Source organism: Candidatus Clostridium helianthi (assembly GCF_045310795.1).
Classification (GTDB): domain Bacteria; phylum Bacillota; class Clostridia; order Clostridiales; family Clostridiaceae; genus Clostridium; species Clostridium helianthi.
This window is the reverse complement of record NZ_JBJIAB010000044.1, coordinates 1-14291: the sequence shown is the minus strand read 5'-3', so window position 1 is coordinate 14291 and position 14291 is coordinate 1. Positions and strand designations below refer to the sequence as shown.

At 30.6% G+C, this 14291-nt stretch carries 14 protein-coding genes and 1 pseudogene; 3 read left to right on the top strand and 12 right to left on the bottom strand.

Annotated features, from left to right (window positions below; translation table 11 throughout):
* Positions 1-173: 173 nt before the first annotated feature.
* From hpdA to ACJDTP_RS23285, 8 genes and pseudogenes are all read right to left on the bottom strand, one after another.
* Positions 174-1112, bottom strand: a complete 939-nt coding sequence (gene hpdA, locus ACJDTP_RS23320) for a 4-hydroxyphenylacetate decarboxylase activase (protein ID WP_077840197.1) — start codon at positions 1110-1112, stop codon at positions 174-176.
* A 9-nt stretch (positions 1113-1121) separates the two neighbouring features.
* Entirely contained in the window at positions 1122-1382 is a 261-nt protein-coding gene (gene hpdC / locus ACJDTP_RS23315; RefSeq protein WP_039773513.1) for a 4-hydroxyphenylacetate decarboxylase small subunit, read from the bottom strand.
* Between the two features lie 131 nt (positions 1383-1513).
* Positions 1514-4207, bottom strand: coding sequence for a 4-hydroxyphenylacetate decarboxylase large subunit (gene hpdB, locus ACJDTP_RS23310; RefSeq protein ID WP_077840198.1), 2694 nt, complete (start codon positions 4205-4207; stop codon positions 1514-1516).
* Between the two features lie 329 nt (positions 4208-4536).
* Positions 4537-4695 (bottom strand): IS66 family insertion sequence element accessory protein TnpB, encoded by a 159-nt coding sequence (gene tnpB / locus ACJDTP_RS23305; protein ID WP_173715135.1) that lies wholly within the window; start codon positions 4693-4695, stop codon positions 4537-4539.
* Between the two features lie 364 nt (positions 4696-5059).
* A pseudogene (locus ACJDTP_RS23300) lies at positions 5060-5218 on the bottom strand (dihydrodipicolinate synthase family protein); the annotation flags it as partial.
* A gap of 130 nt (positions 5219-5348) precedes the next feature.
* Complete coding sequence (locus tag ACJDTP_RS23295) at positions 5349-7082, bottom strand: ferredoxin hydrogenase (RefSeq protein ID WP_077840200.1); 1734 nt, start codon at positions 7080-7082, stop codon at positions 5349-5351.
* 292 nt (positions 7083-7374) lie between these two features.
* Positions 7375-8568, bottom strand: a complete 1194-nt coding sequence (locus ACJDTP_RS23290; RefSeq protein ID WP_406762600.1) for a pyridoxal phosphate-dependent aminotransferase — start codon at positions 8566-8568, stop codon at positions 7375-7377.
* A gap of 88 nt (positions 8569-8656) precedes the next feature.
* A complete protein-coding gene (locus tag ACJDTP_RS23285) occupies positions 8657-9304 on the bottom strand; it encodes a bifunctional 2-keto-4-hydroxyglutarate aldolase/2-keto-3-deoxy-6-phosphogluconate aldolase (RefSeq protein ID WP_077840202.1) in 648 nt (215 codons plus the stop codon).
* 534 nt (positions 9305-9838) lie between these two features.
* Here ACJDTP_RS23285 and ACJDTP_RS23280 point away from each other — a divergent pair.
* The 3 genes from ACJDTP_RS23280 (at position 9839) to ACJDTP_RS23270 (ending at position 11898) form a co-directional block, all read left to right on the top strand.
* Positions 9839-11176 carry an aminotransferase-like domain-containing protein gene (locus tag ACJDTP_RS23280; protein WP_077840203.1) on the top strand — a complete coding sequence of 446 codons (1338 nt, stop codon included), beginning with the start codon at positions 9839-9841 and terminating at the stop codon, positions 11174-11176.
* Positions 11177-11339: 163 nt separating this feature from the next.
* Positions 11340-11564, top strand: a complete 225-nt coding sequence (locus ACJDTP_RS23275) for a DUF1659 domain-containing protein (protein WP_009168792.1) — start codon at positions 11340-11342, stop codon at positions 11562-11564.
* Between the two features lie 115 nt (positions 11565-11679).
* A complete protein-coding gene (locus ACJDTP_RS23270) occupies positions 11680-11898 on the top strand; it encodes a DUF2922 domain-containing protein (protein WP_009168791.1) in 219 nt (72 codons plus the stop codon).
* Between the two features lie 81 nt (positions 11899-11979).
* Here the strand turns inward: ACJDTP_RS23270 and ACJDTP_RS23265 are convergent, their stop codons facing one another.
* The 4 genes from ACJDTP_RS23265 to ACJDTP_RS23250 form a co-directional block, all read right to left on the bottom strand.
* Complete coding sequence (locus ACJDTP_RS23265) at positions 11980-12735, bottom strand: phage antirepressor KilAC domain-containing protein (protein WP_406762599.1); 756 nt, start codon at positions 12733-12735, stop codon at positions 11980-11982.
* A 74-nt stretch (positions 12736-12809) separates the two neighbouring features.
* A complete protein-coding gene (locus ACJDTP_RS23260; RefSeq protein WP_406762598.1) occupies positions 12810-13202 on the bottom strand; it encodes a hypothetical protein in 393 nt (130 codons plus the stop codon).
* 1 nt (position 13203) lies between these two features.
* On the bottom strand, positions 13204-13446 hold the full coding sequence (locus ACJDTP_RS23255) for an AbrB/MazE/SpoVT family DNA-binding domain-containing protein (protein ID WP_406762597.1): 243 nt from the start codon (positions 13444-13446) through the stop codon (positions 13204-13206).
* Between the two features lie 113 nt (positions 13447-13559).
* Entirely contained in the window at positions 13560-14186 is a 627-nt protein-coding gene (locus ACJDTP_RS23250; protein ID WP_406762615.1) for an ATP-binding protein, read from the bottom strand.
* Positions 14187-14291: the final 105 nt, after the last annotated feature.

Sequence of the window (14291 nt, the reverse complement as noted above, 5' to 3'; positions counted from 1 at the left end):
CAACTTTATATTATAATAAATTTCAATATTAATTTAATCATCAATCATCAATTTTTAATAACTCTTCTTATTATAATTATAAAGGCATAGCAATTCCATATAAATAATTGCCAGCCTTTCTTTCAGTTCTCCACTATTTTTCTACAGAAATGAAGTCATAATTCTCTTATATTTTAAAAAGGTGTATTATCTCCTACATAACAGGCTATGTTGTTATTTAAGTATATTTGTTGCAAATACTCTAGTTTTTCCTGTGTTACATCTCCATTTTCATGATATTCATATTCTTTTCCTAATTGATTCCACTTAGTTTCACCTAATCTATGAAATTTTAAAAGATTAATTTCATATAGTGAATTTTTATTCATGAACTCAATTAATTCATATGCATTTTCATCACTGTCGTTATACCCTGCTATAGTCGGTTGCCTTAATACCACCCTTCCACCCCATTTAGATTTCTTAAGTGTTGCAATATTTGATAGAATTAAATCGTTATAAACTCCTGTTCCTTCTTTATGTTTTTCTCTATTCATATTTTTTACATCAATAAATGCAAATTCAATATATTCAAATACTTTTAAAAAAACTTCCTCTTTTGCATATGCACTAGTTTCAATTGCTGTATGAATCTGCAACTCTCTGCATTTTTTTAAAACTTCTATTAGAAATTCATCATGCAAAAGTGGCTCTCCACCAGTAAATGTCACACCACCATCAGGTCCCCAGTTATTAAAATCACGTCTTAAAATTTTAACAATATCATCCACTGTATAGTCTTTAACACATTGCTTAAAAACATTATTAGGACATATATTTACGCAATCAAAACTTTCACATTCCTTACATACATTTAGTTCAATACTTGGCTTTTCATGTTCCTTAAACATAATAACTTCCTTAGAGCATACATGTTCACATGCTCTGCATCCTTTATCCCATTTGCACATATTTCCAGCAAACATAATATGTTTTCCTTTAATCCAGCTTTCTGGATTAGCACACCATCTACATTTTAGTGGACATCCAGTAAAAAATACATTTGTTCTACATCCTGGTCCATCATGAACTGAAAAACTTTGTATATCAAATATTAAACCTTTTTTATCCATAACCTCATCCTATCTTGCTTCATAGCCTGAACATGTACAGGCATTCATTGATGAATATGTCCAGTTTTCTTTTTCTAGACCAGTACATATTCCGATTCCATACTTATCAGGTTTTGAAAAGTTTTTGCAATTACTGCATTTATCAGCTGGTTTAAACTTAGGACATGCATTGCTGTTTTCTCCATCTATAGGGACAATTGCTTTACACAGTGCACACATTCCTTTTTCACAATCTAGATTTATATAATTTTTACAATCGTAATGTCGCATAAAATATTTCCTCCATGTCTATATATTGATTTTATTAAATTCATCTATGTTGTACTATATAAGCATATCATTTACTAAATACTACACTTAAATATTAGTTTATATACTAAGTGCTTTGTTTTTAGCCTATACTACACTTCGTATTCAGTTCTATATATAACTTCATCTTGAATTGGCTTACCAATCTCACACCAATATTGTGTAAATCCAGCTACACGAACCATTAAATCTCTATAATTATCAGGTTTTGCCTGTGCGTTCCTTAAAGTTTTAGAATCAACTACATTAAATTGAACGTGGAAACCACCTTTTCTCATGTATGCTCGTACAATTTCAAGTAACTTTCTTGTTCCATTTAGACCTTTAACTGCTGTTGGATGAAGTTTTAAATTCATTTGTGAATTTTGCTGCATTGAATGATCATAAACTGTTGCTGATTCAAATATAGCATAAATACCATTTTTATCTGTTCCTGATGCTGCTGATAAAGATCCATCTGAATATGTAGTACCCGCAAGTCTTCCATCTGCAGTAGCTAATGTTATAAAACCTTGAGGACCATGTGTAGATACTGAAATTTGACATAAATATTCAGGTTTTCCATAGTATGATTTAAATTTTCTTGTCATATCATACATATAATACTCATAATCTCTTAAAATACTATCTACATACATATCTGCATTTCCATATTTAGGTGCATTTAAACATGCTGCAAAAATCTTATCATACTTGGTGCTATTTTCTGTACTTATTCTTGTATCTGGTGAAAATACACCTGTTTCATATGCAGTCTCAAATCCAAAGTTATTCACCATTGCATCAGTCATTTCTTCAATTGTAAACTTTTTGCCATCAAAAATATTCTTTTTAATTGATGCTAATGAATTAATTAAAGTTATTGTTCCGCAAGATTCAAAGTTTATACTAGCATTATATCTTGAGCCCATCATACCAATATCAATTCCTTTTGTGAAGCAATCTGGTTTAAGAAGTGAATTTACTACTGGCATATTTTTTGTTCTCCAAATATCCATTTGAATATTATTAACTCTATTAAGAACATCTGTAGAAAGTTCTACATACTTTTGCCATTGGTCCATCATTGTTTCATATGAATCTATTTTTCTATTATGAGCTGGGTACACTTGTTTATCTGTTCTATTATCTAATCCATTAGTTAATACAAGTTCTAAAATCTTTGGTAAAGCTACAAAGTGAATACCTGTAGCACATGAAGGTGATGCTCCTCCTGGAATCATTGTTACTTTTCCATTATAATGAAGCGGCATAAAACATCCAGGTGCAGATTCAAGACATCCTCCAAGGCACCATGCTCTTGCATCAACAATGTCCATACCTTCTGATCCATAATTTCTTAACATGAAATTCATACCTGCTTGATTATTCATCCATGCGGGGTATCCAAGTCCAAGTTTTGTACATGAGGCTGCTTTCATAAGAAAATCTTCTGGTGTTTTTTCGTCATATAATATGCTTAAAGTTGGTTGTGGAGTTTGATTTCTCATACCAGCTTCAATTATTAAATATTCTAGTTTAGTAACTGCAGAAAGCCCATTATAATTTTGTCCACCTAAAGAAAGATTGTTAAAGGTATTTCCAGAAAGAACTCCTCCTGACACTCCTGCAGATGCAAAACATTCAATACATGTAATCTTGATTCTATATAATTCTAAAAGCTCAATTACATCTTCGTCTGTCATACTTCCATCTTCAATATCTTTTTCATAATATGGTTGTAATATTTGTCCTAATCTCCCCATTGAAGTACCTGATTGTGGATCTTCATTAACTACACCATAATGACAACAAAGTGTCATTTGAATTGCTTCCCAGAAATTTGCTGGCTTTTTATGAGCAATGTTACTCATAACTTCTGCAATTTTATCATAATTAGCTTTTAAAGCTGAATCTGTTTCAATTGATGAGAGATATTCAGCCTGCTTTGAGTAATTTTCACACCATGCGCTTAATCCTTTAGTGATTTCCTTCATAGCTATATAGTAATAGCCTCTACTCATTCCAAGTATTCCGTCATCACCTGCTTCACCCATAAGTTCTTCTATCTTTTCATCACACAATTCTATGATTTTATCAAAACCATATTCTAAAGGCATATAATAATTCATTACCTCACGGCCTTGTGGAATCGCCCATGAATCAAACATACAGATTACAGAATCCATAATAAGTTGTTCTTGATCATAACCTGGAGTATATTTTGCATATTTTGCACTTAAGTCTTCTATTGATTTTCCATCCCAAGGCTTAGATGTCTTAACTAAAACAGGAATTTCTTCTTTTCTCATCCCAAATTTTTTAGCAAGACTTATGACTTCTCCATAGCTTTCTGTAACATTTCCACCTCCTGAACCAACTACACTTACTGAGTCAGCTTCGCTTTCTGAGGGTGCATCAACCTCATTCATTAAAGCTTCTGCCTGAGCATTAAAAAAACTAGCGCAAACCCATGGAAATGGAAAAGCACCTCTAACATTTTTTGTCTTATTCATTACGAGTTTTTCATATGGCAAAATTGTTGGGGTTATATGAGAAAGACATGCTGCCATAGCTTTAGCTCTTCTTACTATAGTTACATCCCCTTCATTTTCAGACCACGCTCTGTTATACCAGTATGGTGCCTCCATATCAGCTGTAACTTTCAAATTATAATAAATCTCCATAAGTCTTTTGGTACTATCTTTTGCTTCTGGAATTTTATATTCCTTGGTATCAACAACATCATTCATATTAATACCACGCATTTTTAATACTTCTTCAAGTTTGGTTTCATTTGAATTCATTTAAATCTCCGCTTCCTTCCATAATATGTTGTTTGTTAAACATTGTATTTATCATCTATCAAATATCAGATTCAGAATGCTTATCTATCTATTATTTCCTATTTAGTCTTAATTTGCATTCAAATCTACATATATTATATTCTTTGTTGCTATCAATCAAATAGTGTAAATTACACTATCTAAAACTGATTATATAAAATAATACATATAACATTACGTAAACATAAAAAATTAGCGTATAGATAAACGCTTCTTCATATTGTTAAAATCATCATAGTAATTTTATCAATTGAGATTTACATTTATTTATCCGTTAATTTCTTTTACGTTTATGTTATCCACAGATTAATAGAAAGTCCTTCCATTAACCATTTATATTGCTGAAATGAAATGGCTTTAACGTCATCTTCATTACGCGGCCATTGAAATTTTCCAGTTTCAAGGCACTTATATAAAAGACCTTTAATACAATCTGTTTTCTGCCGCAAAATAAAAATAGAATTCCACTATTGAAGGGATCGAGTTTAAATTCTTACTGCAATATACTGGCAAAGCCGTCAATGCCTCTTCTCAAATCGCTGTAGCCGCAGGCAATGCAGATTTTTTCAAAGCCAGATGCATTATTTAGCATTCGATATCACCTTCAACAATAAAAATATAGATAATTTTATGACTAAAAAAATTTTATTATCCAAAAATAATTTATCTGATTTTATTAAAAAAGAAGATTGGTGGTCTGTATGGATTAGATTACAAATAACTATTATAATTTTTAATATAAAAGGCGCTAATCTGCGCCTTTTGTTTTTCATATATAAGTGTTTTTTATTCTTAACTGCCTACTGACAAATTAGTTGCTGATTCACCTGTAGTTCCAGCAATTACAATTGCATCTGTACCATTATCTATGTTGAAATCTATAAGTCTTTCTAATTCTTCAAAATTAATTCAATTCTCATTAAACGGTGTGACTATTGCAACTGCTGCACCAGTAAATATTATTTCCTTCATAAAAACATGCCTCCAAATTGTTAATACTTATATAACTCTAAATTATCCTTTAATAAAGCGACACTTCTATTACATTTATAAATTCACATATTAAGTCAGCCACATAAAATATTTAATGCAGCTTATATAATTATTTTTGCTTATTATATCTTATATGTAATAATTTGTGTGCCCATCCTTCTCCTGGAGCTTCCTCATAATTTTCATACATCTTTAATAATGCTGTATTTTCATGAGATTTTCTTTTTTTCAAATTTTTGTCCTGATTATATAAGACAGAAGCTCTTAATGCTTTAATATCTACTTTTTCTCTTTCCTTTGCACTTATATATGGTTGTCCTCCTCCATTTATGCATCCGCCAGAACAAGCCATAACTTCTATAAAGTGATATTGTTTTTCATTTATTTTTCCACTTTCCATAAATTTAAATAAATTTGAAGATCCATTAATTACGGCAATATTATATTGCTCTTTATCAATTTCTACTATGGCCTCTTTTATTCCGTCAAATCCTCTAACCTGGGTATAATCTATATCATTCAAATCTTTATTCTCTAAAAAATCCTTAGCACTTCTGAGTGCTGCTTCCATAACACCACCTGTAGTACCAAATATAACTCCTGCTCCAGTATACTCTCCCATTGCTGGATCTGCTTTGCTATCCTCTAAATCAATAAAATTAATCTTTGCCTCTTTAATCATTTTAGCTAATTCTCGTGTAGTAATTACAGCATCTATATTTTTAATCCCATTAATAATCATCTCGCTTCTATCTGCCTCATATTTTTTTGAGGTACATGGCATTACTGTTACTGTAAATACATCTTTTGGATCTAATCCTTCGATTTGTGGATAATAAGTTTTGCTTGCAGTCCCAAAAATTTGCTGAGGAGATTTTGCAGTAGATAGATTATCCAAGAATTCAGGATAATAGTTTTCAACTAATCTAACCCAAGATGGACAGCATGATGTAAACATCGGAAATGGTCCATTGCTTTTGACTCTCTGAACAAATTCAGTTGCTTCCTCCATTATTGTCATATCAGCTCCAAAATTAATATCAAATATTTTTTTAAAGCCAAGCATTCTTAATACTGTATATAACTTTCCTGTTACATCTACACCATAGCCTAATTTAAACATTTCTCCAATTGAGGCTCTAATTGATGGTGCTATTGCAACTATTACATGTTTATTAGGATCTCCTAATGCATCTTTAACTCTATCCATATGTGTTTTTTCAGATAAAACTGCTACTGGACATGCCGCTACACATTGTCCACATAATAAGCAATTAGTATCATCAAAACATTTACCATCTAATGAAGAAACTTTCCTATCTGAGCCTTTACCTATAATTTGAATCATTCCAGTACCTGTTTTTTTCTTACAGGCGGACACACATCTTCCACATAATACACATTTACTTCTATCAATAACTATTGATTTGCTCCTATCATCAATATATTCTCTTTTATCTTTAATTACAAAAGGTCTATTAGCTTTTGCCTTAGTTTTTATAACTAATTTTAAGAATTCACAATTTTCTCTTCTATTACATGGTCCACATTTGAATTCATGTTTATCAAGTAGCGTTGCTACTCTTGTCTTAACTCTTTCTTGTACCTTTTCTGAATCTGTTCTTATTACCATTCCATCAGAAACTTTTGTAATGCACGCAAGTGACAAAGCTTTTTTCCCTTCAATTTCTACTGCACATACACCACATTTTCCTACATTTCCACAATCATTTAAATAGCAGAGAGTGGGGATATCTATATCATTATCTAATGCTGCTTTTAATACAGTTGTATTTTCATCCTTTACATCAATGCTTTTCCCATTAATTGTTACGTTTATCATTATAATAAGCCCTCCATATGTTCTATCTTCCAATTTATCAATAAAACTACAAATATAATTTGTAAATTGAAAGTTCCTCATTTCAAGCGTTCTTAGTAAAGTTTTTAAAATATTTTGCGCTATTTCATACTATTTAGGCACAATTAAATAAACAACAAGTCCAAAATTGCATAGATTTTTTCGTAATACAAGGACAGAGAATCTTATCATAGCTAGGCTATTATAGTAATTTATGACATAGCATGCTAGAAAACAACCTAGCAAATTGACTTGTTATTCATTTAATTGCGCTTCATTTATAATCTTCTACGAATTTAATTATTCTTCTAATACCTTCTTCAACATTATTCATAGATGTAGCATAAGAAATTCTTACATAATTACTTACACCAAATCCATCTCCTGGGATAACTGCTACCTTTTCTCTATTTAAAAGTGCATTAGAAAAATCTATAGAATTATTAATTTTATTACCATCTATTACCTTTCCAAGCATTTTTGATATGTTAATCATAATGTAAAATGCTCCATCTGGTTTTTTGCAGGAAAGCATCTCAGTATTATTTATCTTTTCAACTATGTAATCTCTTCTTTTCTTAAATTCATTAACCATTTCCTTTACAGAAGCTTGATCACCATTTAATGCTTCAACTGCTGCATACTGCGCTATTGAATTAGGATTAGATGTAGTATGACTTTGTATACTTGACATTATTTTAATTAATTTTTCATTTCCAAGAACATAGCCGATTCTCCATCCAGTCATAGCATACGTCTTTGAAATGCCATGTATTATTATAGTTCTATCATATGAATCATTGCTTAAGCTTGCTATGCTTGTATAATTATCACTTTCATAATTAAATTTTTCATATATCTCATCAGATATTATTAATAAATTATGTTTATTTGCAAAATCAGCTATCATAGTCAGTTCATCTTTTGTATAAACTGCCCCTGTTGGATTATTAGGATTATTTATAAGAATTGCTTTTGTATTTGAAGTTACTACGCTTTCTAATACAGATTTAGTATATTTGAAATTGTTATCCTCATCTCCAAATGCAAATACAGGTACCCCATCTGCAAGTTTAATTAATTCAGGATAACTAACCCAATACGCCTTAGGTACAATGACCTCATCCCCTGAATTTAAAATAGTTGCAAAAACATTCCATATGCATTGCTTCGCCCCAGTTGATATCATAATTTGAGAGTTAGAGTACTTTAAATTGTTATCTCTTTTGAATTTATTAGCTATTGCACTTTTCAATTCATTTATACCAGAAGCTGATGTATATTTTGTAAATCCTTCATTTATTGCTTCTATTGCTGCATTTCTAATATTTTCAGGTGTATTAAAATCTGGTTCCCCTGCACCTAAAATTATAATATCTTCACCATCTTTTTTCATTTGTTTTGCCTTTGATGTAATAGCTAAGGTAATCGATGGCTCAATTTGTTCTGCTTTTTTTGAGAATATCATTTTGTAAGCGCCCCCTTAATCAGTTTACAGTTACATTAATAAAGAAAGAATAATCAAAATTACCAACTTTTATATCTATAAACTTTTTCTATCTGTTTTCTTTTGCTTTTTTATATGCTTCAACAAATCTTCTAGCTTCATTTTCAACTGCTGCATAATCCCCAGTTGCTGCACCCTTTGTTAAATTACTTCCAGTCCCAACTACAACTGCTCCTGCATTTACCCATTCATGTATATTTTCAACGGCAACTCCACCTGTTGGCATAAATTCTCCTTGTGGAAGTGGTCCTCTAAATGATTTAATTACTGATGGTCCATATAAATTAGCTGGGAATACTTTAATTATATCAACGCCATATTCTAAAGCAGTGATTGCATCTCTAACAGTCATTACTCCCGGAGTAACTAAAACTTTATATTTATTACATAGCTTTAATGTCTCAACATCAAGGCTTGGACTAACGATAAATTGAGCTCCAGCAAGTATGCAGATTCTAGCTGTTTCAGTATCTAAAACTGTCCCGCAACCAACAACTACATCAGTGCCTTTATATTTTTCTACTGCCTCTTTAAGCATTTCCATTGGATTTGGAACTGTCATTGTAAGTTCCATTATTTTTATTCCACCTTTTGCTGCAGCATCTATACATTTAATTGCCTGCTCTTTTGAATCTCCTCTAATTACAGCAATAACTCCAGCCTCTTTTATTCTATTTAATACTTCTTCTCTTTTCATTTTCTACACCTCGTGTTTTATTTCTTATTATAAATTTTTATAGTTCAATCTTTTTAGTGAGTTCTTTATGGTTTGTTTAATTAAAACCTTAACTTAATCTAATAACTTCACATACTTTATTAATAATTTCTTTCTCATATCCAAGCTTTTTTAGAAATAGTCGTACTAAAATTTCATTTAGCTTTAAGTTGTTATTATTTCTTTCCATAACTACTCCCTCCTTCATAACATCTAAAAAAAATAACAAGTCAATGCTACATATTTATTTAAACAAAAAAGCTTGTTTATTACCTAGAATAATCTGAGTGGACATTTGGGTATAATACGACACTGATTAAGACTATGCATTTGAGCTTAATTATTTCAACTAATTTTTAGCTAAGATTCTCTCTTAATAAAATATATACTGACTTGCTATTTTTTTAATACGCTGAATTAAGATTTACTATACAATTATGGTATTATAGTGTAATCTATATATCAACAAATAAAATTCAAATCTGTGCTAGTACAGTTCTTAAGGAGTGGTTCATTTTGCTTAAATATGAAGAGATTATAGACTATATTAAAAACAGTATAAAAACTGAGAAATTAGATCATCCTAAGAAATTGCCTTCTATAAGATTTATTCAAAATCTGTTTCATTGTAGTGCAGGCACAGTTTTGAAAGCTTATACAAAACTTGAACAAGATCATATAATTTATTCTGTTCCTAAAAGTGGGTACTATATAATTAATGATTTTCATGATAAAAGTTCATCCAAACATCCTATTATTGATTTTTCAGCTGTAAATTTAAACGCGGAATCTTTTCCTTATAAAAATTTTCAGCATTGTCTAAATAAATCGATCGACTTATATAAAGAAAAACTTTTTACCTATTCTGATCCTAGAGGATTGAAATCTTTAATAACAGTATTATCAAAACATATTCAAAGCTATCAAATATTCACAAAGTCAGATAACATAATTATTACTTCTAGCTCTCAACAGGCATTGAACATATTATCAACTATGCCATTTCCAAATGGTAAATCTAATATTCTTGTTGAACAGCCTACATATTATGGAATGATAAAATATCTAGAGCTTAATAACATACCTGTTCTCGGTATTAATAGAGATTTTAACGGAATAGACTTAGATGAATTAGAGAAATTATTTAAATACGGTAATATAAAATTCTTTTATACTATACCAAGGTTCCATAACCCAACTGGAACTTCATATAGCAAACAGGAAAAGCAGGAAATTATTAAATTAGCAGCTAAATATGATGTATATATAGTTGAAGATGATATTGCTGCAGATTTAGATATGAATAAAAAAAATGACCCTATGTTTTCATATGACACTTCTTCAAAAGTTATATATCTGAAAAGTTATTCAAAAGTACTTATGCCAGGCTTAAGAGTTGCAGCCCTTATTTTGCCAGAATTATTGATTAATAAATTTTTAGAATATAAAAGGTGGACTGATATGAGCAGTCCAATACTCTCTCAAGGGGCACTGGAAATATACATAAAGAATGGTATGTTTGATGCCCATATGAAACACTTAGTCAGTTTATATGCTAATCGTGTACATTCATTAAAAAGCACTTTATTAGAAAATAGACATCCAAGAATAAACTACAATATTCCAGACTCCGGGTATTTCGGATGCCTTTACATAAATGGTTCATTAAAATATGATAAAGTGATAACAGAACTACAACATAAAAATATAAAAATATTTGATACGAGTGAATGTTTCCTTAAAGAATATAAGTGTAATAATTATTTTAGACTTACCATTAGTGAAGTAAACGAAAAACAAATAGTAAAAAATATTCCTATACTTCTTGAAGTTCTAAATAAATATCTGGACTAACCTTACTGAAATAATAATAATAAAAGTTTGTGTAAAAAACCATTAATTATAAATACTATTTGTTAAATTCTTGTTATTACATAAATAATTTTCGTCTATTTATGTAATAACTAAGATTTATCCATATATCCTTTATGAAAACAAAATGAAGGAGGTTAAAACTATGGCTGTAACTAAAACTATCGACTCAGTTTCCCTTAGCATTGAAGTTCAAAAAGCTCTAGACAAAGCAGGCGACCCAATTTATACAAAGAAAACTTTCTCAGGTATAAAAACAGATGCTACACCTGATAATGTATATGCTGTTGCAGATGCAATTAAAGGTGTTATGGAAGCTAATACTAGAGATTACTTTATTAATGAATCTTCTAGCTTAGCAAATGCTTAGGATCTTATTCTTAAAAAAATATTGTAGGAAACTCGACTCACATTCGTTCGCTGATTAAGTGATTCACAACGAATCATAGATTCGAGTTCTCTACTTAAGATTGGAGGTAAATTAAATGGAATATTCTTTATCTATGACTTTTTTAACTGTGGCTGGCGAAAAAAGTACTTTAAGTGTTTCTGGAGTTAAACCTACTCTTACAAAAGATGAGGTTAACGCACTTATGGATACTGTGATTGCTAAGAATGTTTTCAAAACTAATTCTGGTGATTTAGTTAAGAAATCTGGTGCTCAAGTTACTCAACGACAAGTTACTAAATTTGATGTAGCTTAGTTTTAAGTAACATTATAGAAGCTTGTCTTTATAATAGATAAGCTTCTATTTTTTTGTACTTTCCTCATTAAGAAATTTGACTCATGACTCATTAATTTTCTTCCTTATAAACTCTATTACTTTTTGAAATACCATCGTTTTGATATTTATCTTTGTCTCTCCATTTGGTACTGTATATTTTTGCTCTAATACTCGAAAATACTTCATGTCTACAAACTGTTGATAAGGAATATTATTTTTATCCAAGACTTTCTTTTCTCTTAATAATGAGAACAGCCTATTTCTTCCCATTTTTCTTATACCAAGAACCTTTGCAACATGGCCCATTTCAATAGAATCTTTAGAGCCTGCAACACCATCATAAAATTCTCCTTTAGGCTCTAATAACTTTACTTTATTTTCGGCTTCCAACCTTGCTTTTCTCTCTTCTTTTAACTTAGTAGCTGCAGCAATAAGTAAATCTGGATTATCTAATAATTCATCTGTAGCATACATTCCAGTTTTTCGTATGCTAGGCAATACCTCATCAAAAATCCATGCTTCAAACCTTTCTGCTCCAGGTAATTCAGATTTAGCGGCTAAGCGATATATATCTCCTTCAGGAATTACACTCATTTCTAAATTTTGGATAGCATCTGTTCCATCTTTTCTCTTTCCAGTAACTACCCCTATGTCGTGTTTCACGACACCCCTACAATGTCTTAAAAGTGCATCTCTTGGATTTTTATACCCTAAAGCTTTTGCTATATCAATTCCAACTGCATAATCCTTATTATTAATTTTTACCCATCTTATTTCTCCAAATCTTTCATTTTTGAAAATTAGTAAACCTCCCATTTTGCTTATCCCCTTTCCTAAGAATTTTATCTTTTTAATACTTCAATAATATAAAATATTCATTCCATATTAACTTATTTTATAATCTTTAGATTTGGCTTATTAGCTTCTTTTTTATAATCTTCACTAAACTCATTAATAAAATAATCAAAATTACATTTAACATACAGCAAACCTTTTCTTTCATTCCAGCTTAAAGCATATATCTTATTTATTCTGATTTTTGTATCTTTATTATATATTGTCCATCCATCCCTCCACATACCAACTGGTGGAATATCACTATATAAATTGAAAGGTATATTTTGATCCGTATTTCTTATACAACCTTTTTCATCCATGCTAAAATAAAGACATCCATCTTCATTTCTGTTCGTGCTTTTCCCCTGACATTCTCCACCATGCTTATAATTCCTCTTGCAGTATGCGCATTCCAGGCGGTTAGGTAAATCTTTCGCTCTGTTCATTCTAATTCTGGCCTAAAGTCTTTCTGCAGTCACTACAAACAAGCACATTATTAAATTCACTTACATCTTTATCACTTCCACAAAATATACACCCCTTACTATATTTCCTTAAAACTATATCATTATTAACCTTAACTATTTCCATGGGATCTCCTTCATTAATACCTAACACTTTTCTTATTTCCTTTGGTATTACAACCCTTCCCAAATTATCAAGATTTCTTACTATCCCTGATGATTTCATTTAAACAACTTCCCTTCATAATTTAGCTTTGTTTAATTCTCAAAAAATTCATTTTCATGCGAATTTTCACTCTGTAATTGTTTATTGTGAATTGTGCAGTGTGCATTGTAAATTTACTTAAGCCTATAATTATTCCTAATATCCTTCTCAATTTCTACTACATAATCTTTTGACATTTCATATATTCTTGAAGAAACCCCCTCATCAAAAGCTAATAGTCTATCAATAGAGAATTCGCTGCTGACTATAATAGGCAGAAAGTTAAGGTACCTATAATTAATGATTTCAAAAATAATATTTACATCACTCTCAGTTACTTTCCCCTTGAAGAGGTCATCAATAAGTAGGACCTCGCATAATTGATACTTTGAAATGGTCCTAGTATAATATTCTTCATCAATCATATTTTGTTTTATCTTTGTAATAACATCACGATAAGGCATGTACACCACTTTAATCCTTTGTTTTAAAAAGTTTAATGCAACGGCAATGCTGCAGTGCGTTTTACCGCTGCCAACCTGTCCACATAATAAAATACTATTTCGCCTATTGTTTCTAATTTCATCAAAAGCAGTACAATAAGCTGCAGCAGTATCCTTAATTCTACTTGACGCTTCATTCCAAACCTCAAAGCTAGAAAAAGTAAGTTTACTTTGTTCAACATTTATTCCTGAATACTTCCACTCATTCTTTAGTTTTTCTATTTTCCTGCATTCACAAGCTACAGCAAGAGGCTGCATGTGTTCCTGCTTGATAAGTATCCATCCAGTATCGCAGCATTTGTCACACCTATATGAGGTTTGCTTCAATCCTCTTTCTTTCAGCTTCTGTAAGCTTTCGTGGTT

Excerpts from the sequence above, each read along its gene's own strand:
- hpdA (WP_077840197.1), bottom strand. The coding sequence starts at position 1,112 with ATGGATAAAAAAGGTTTAATATTTGATATACAAAGTTTTTCAGTTCAT.
- hpdC (WP_039773513.1), bottom strand. The coding sequence starts at position 1,382 with ATGCGACATTACGATTGTAAAAATTATATAAATCTAGATTGTGAAAAA.
- hpdB (WP_077840198.1), bottom strand. The coding sequence starts at position 4,207 with ATGAATTCAAATGAAACCAAACTTGAAGAAGTATTAAAAATGCGTGGT.
- ACJDTP_RS23295 (WP_077840200.1), bottom strand. The coding sequence starts at position 7,082 with ATGATAAACGTAACAATTAATGGGAAAAGCATTGATGTAAAGGATGAA.
- ACJDTP_RS23290 (WP_406762600.1), bottom strand. The coding sequence starts at position 8,568 with ATGATATTCTCAAAAAAAGCAGAACAAATTGAGCCATCGATTACCTTA.
- ACJDTP_RS23285 (WP_077840202.1), bottom strand. The coding sequence starts at position 9,304 with ATGAAAAGAGAAGAAGTATTAAATAGAATAAAAGAGGCTGGAGTTATT.
- ACJDTP_RS23275 (WP_009168792.1), top strand. The coding sequence starts at position 11,340 with ATGGCTGTAACTAAAACTATCGACTCAGTTTCCCTTAGCATTGAAGTT.
- ACJDTP_RS23270 (WP_009168791.1), top strand. The coding sequence starts at position 11,680 with ATGGAATATTCTTTATCTATGACTTTTTTAACTGTGGCTGGCGAAAAA.
- ACJDTP_RS23265 (WP_406762599.1), bottom strand. The coding sequence starts at position 12,735 with ATGGGAGGTTTACTAATTTTCAAAAATGAAAGATTTGGAGAAATAAGA.
- ACJDTP_RS23260 (WP_406762598.1), bottom strand. The coding sequence starts at position 13,202 with ATGAACAGAGCGAAAGATTTACCTAACCGCCTGGAATGCGCATACTGC.
- ACJDTP_RS23255 (WP_406762597.1), bottom strand. The coding sequence starts at position 13,446 with ATGAAATCATCAGGGATAGTAAGAAATCTTGATAATTTGGGAAGGGTT.
- ACJDTP_RS23250 (WP_406762615.1), bottom strand. The coding sequence starts at position 14,186 with ATGCAGCCTCTTGCTGTAGCTTGTGAATGCAGGAAAATAGAAAAACTA.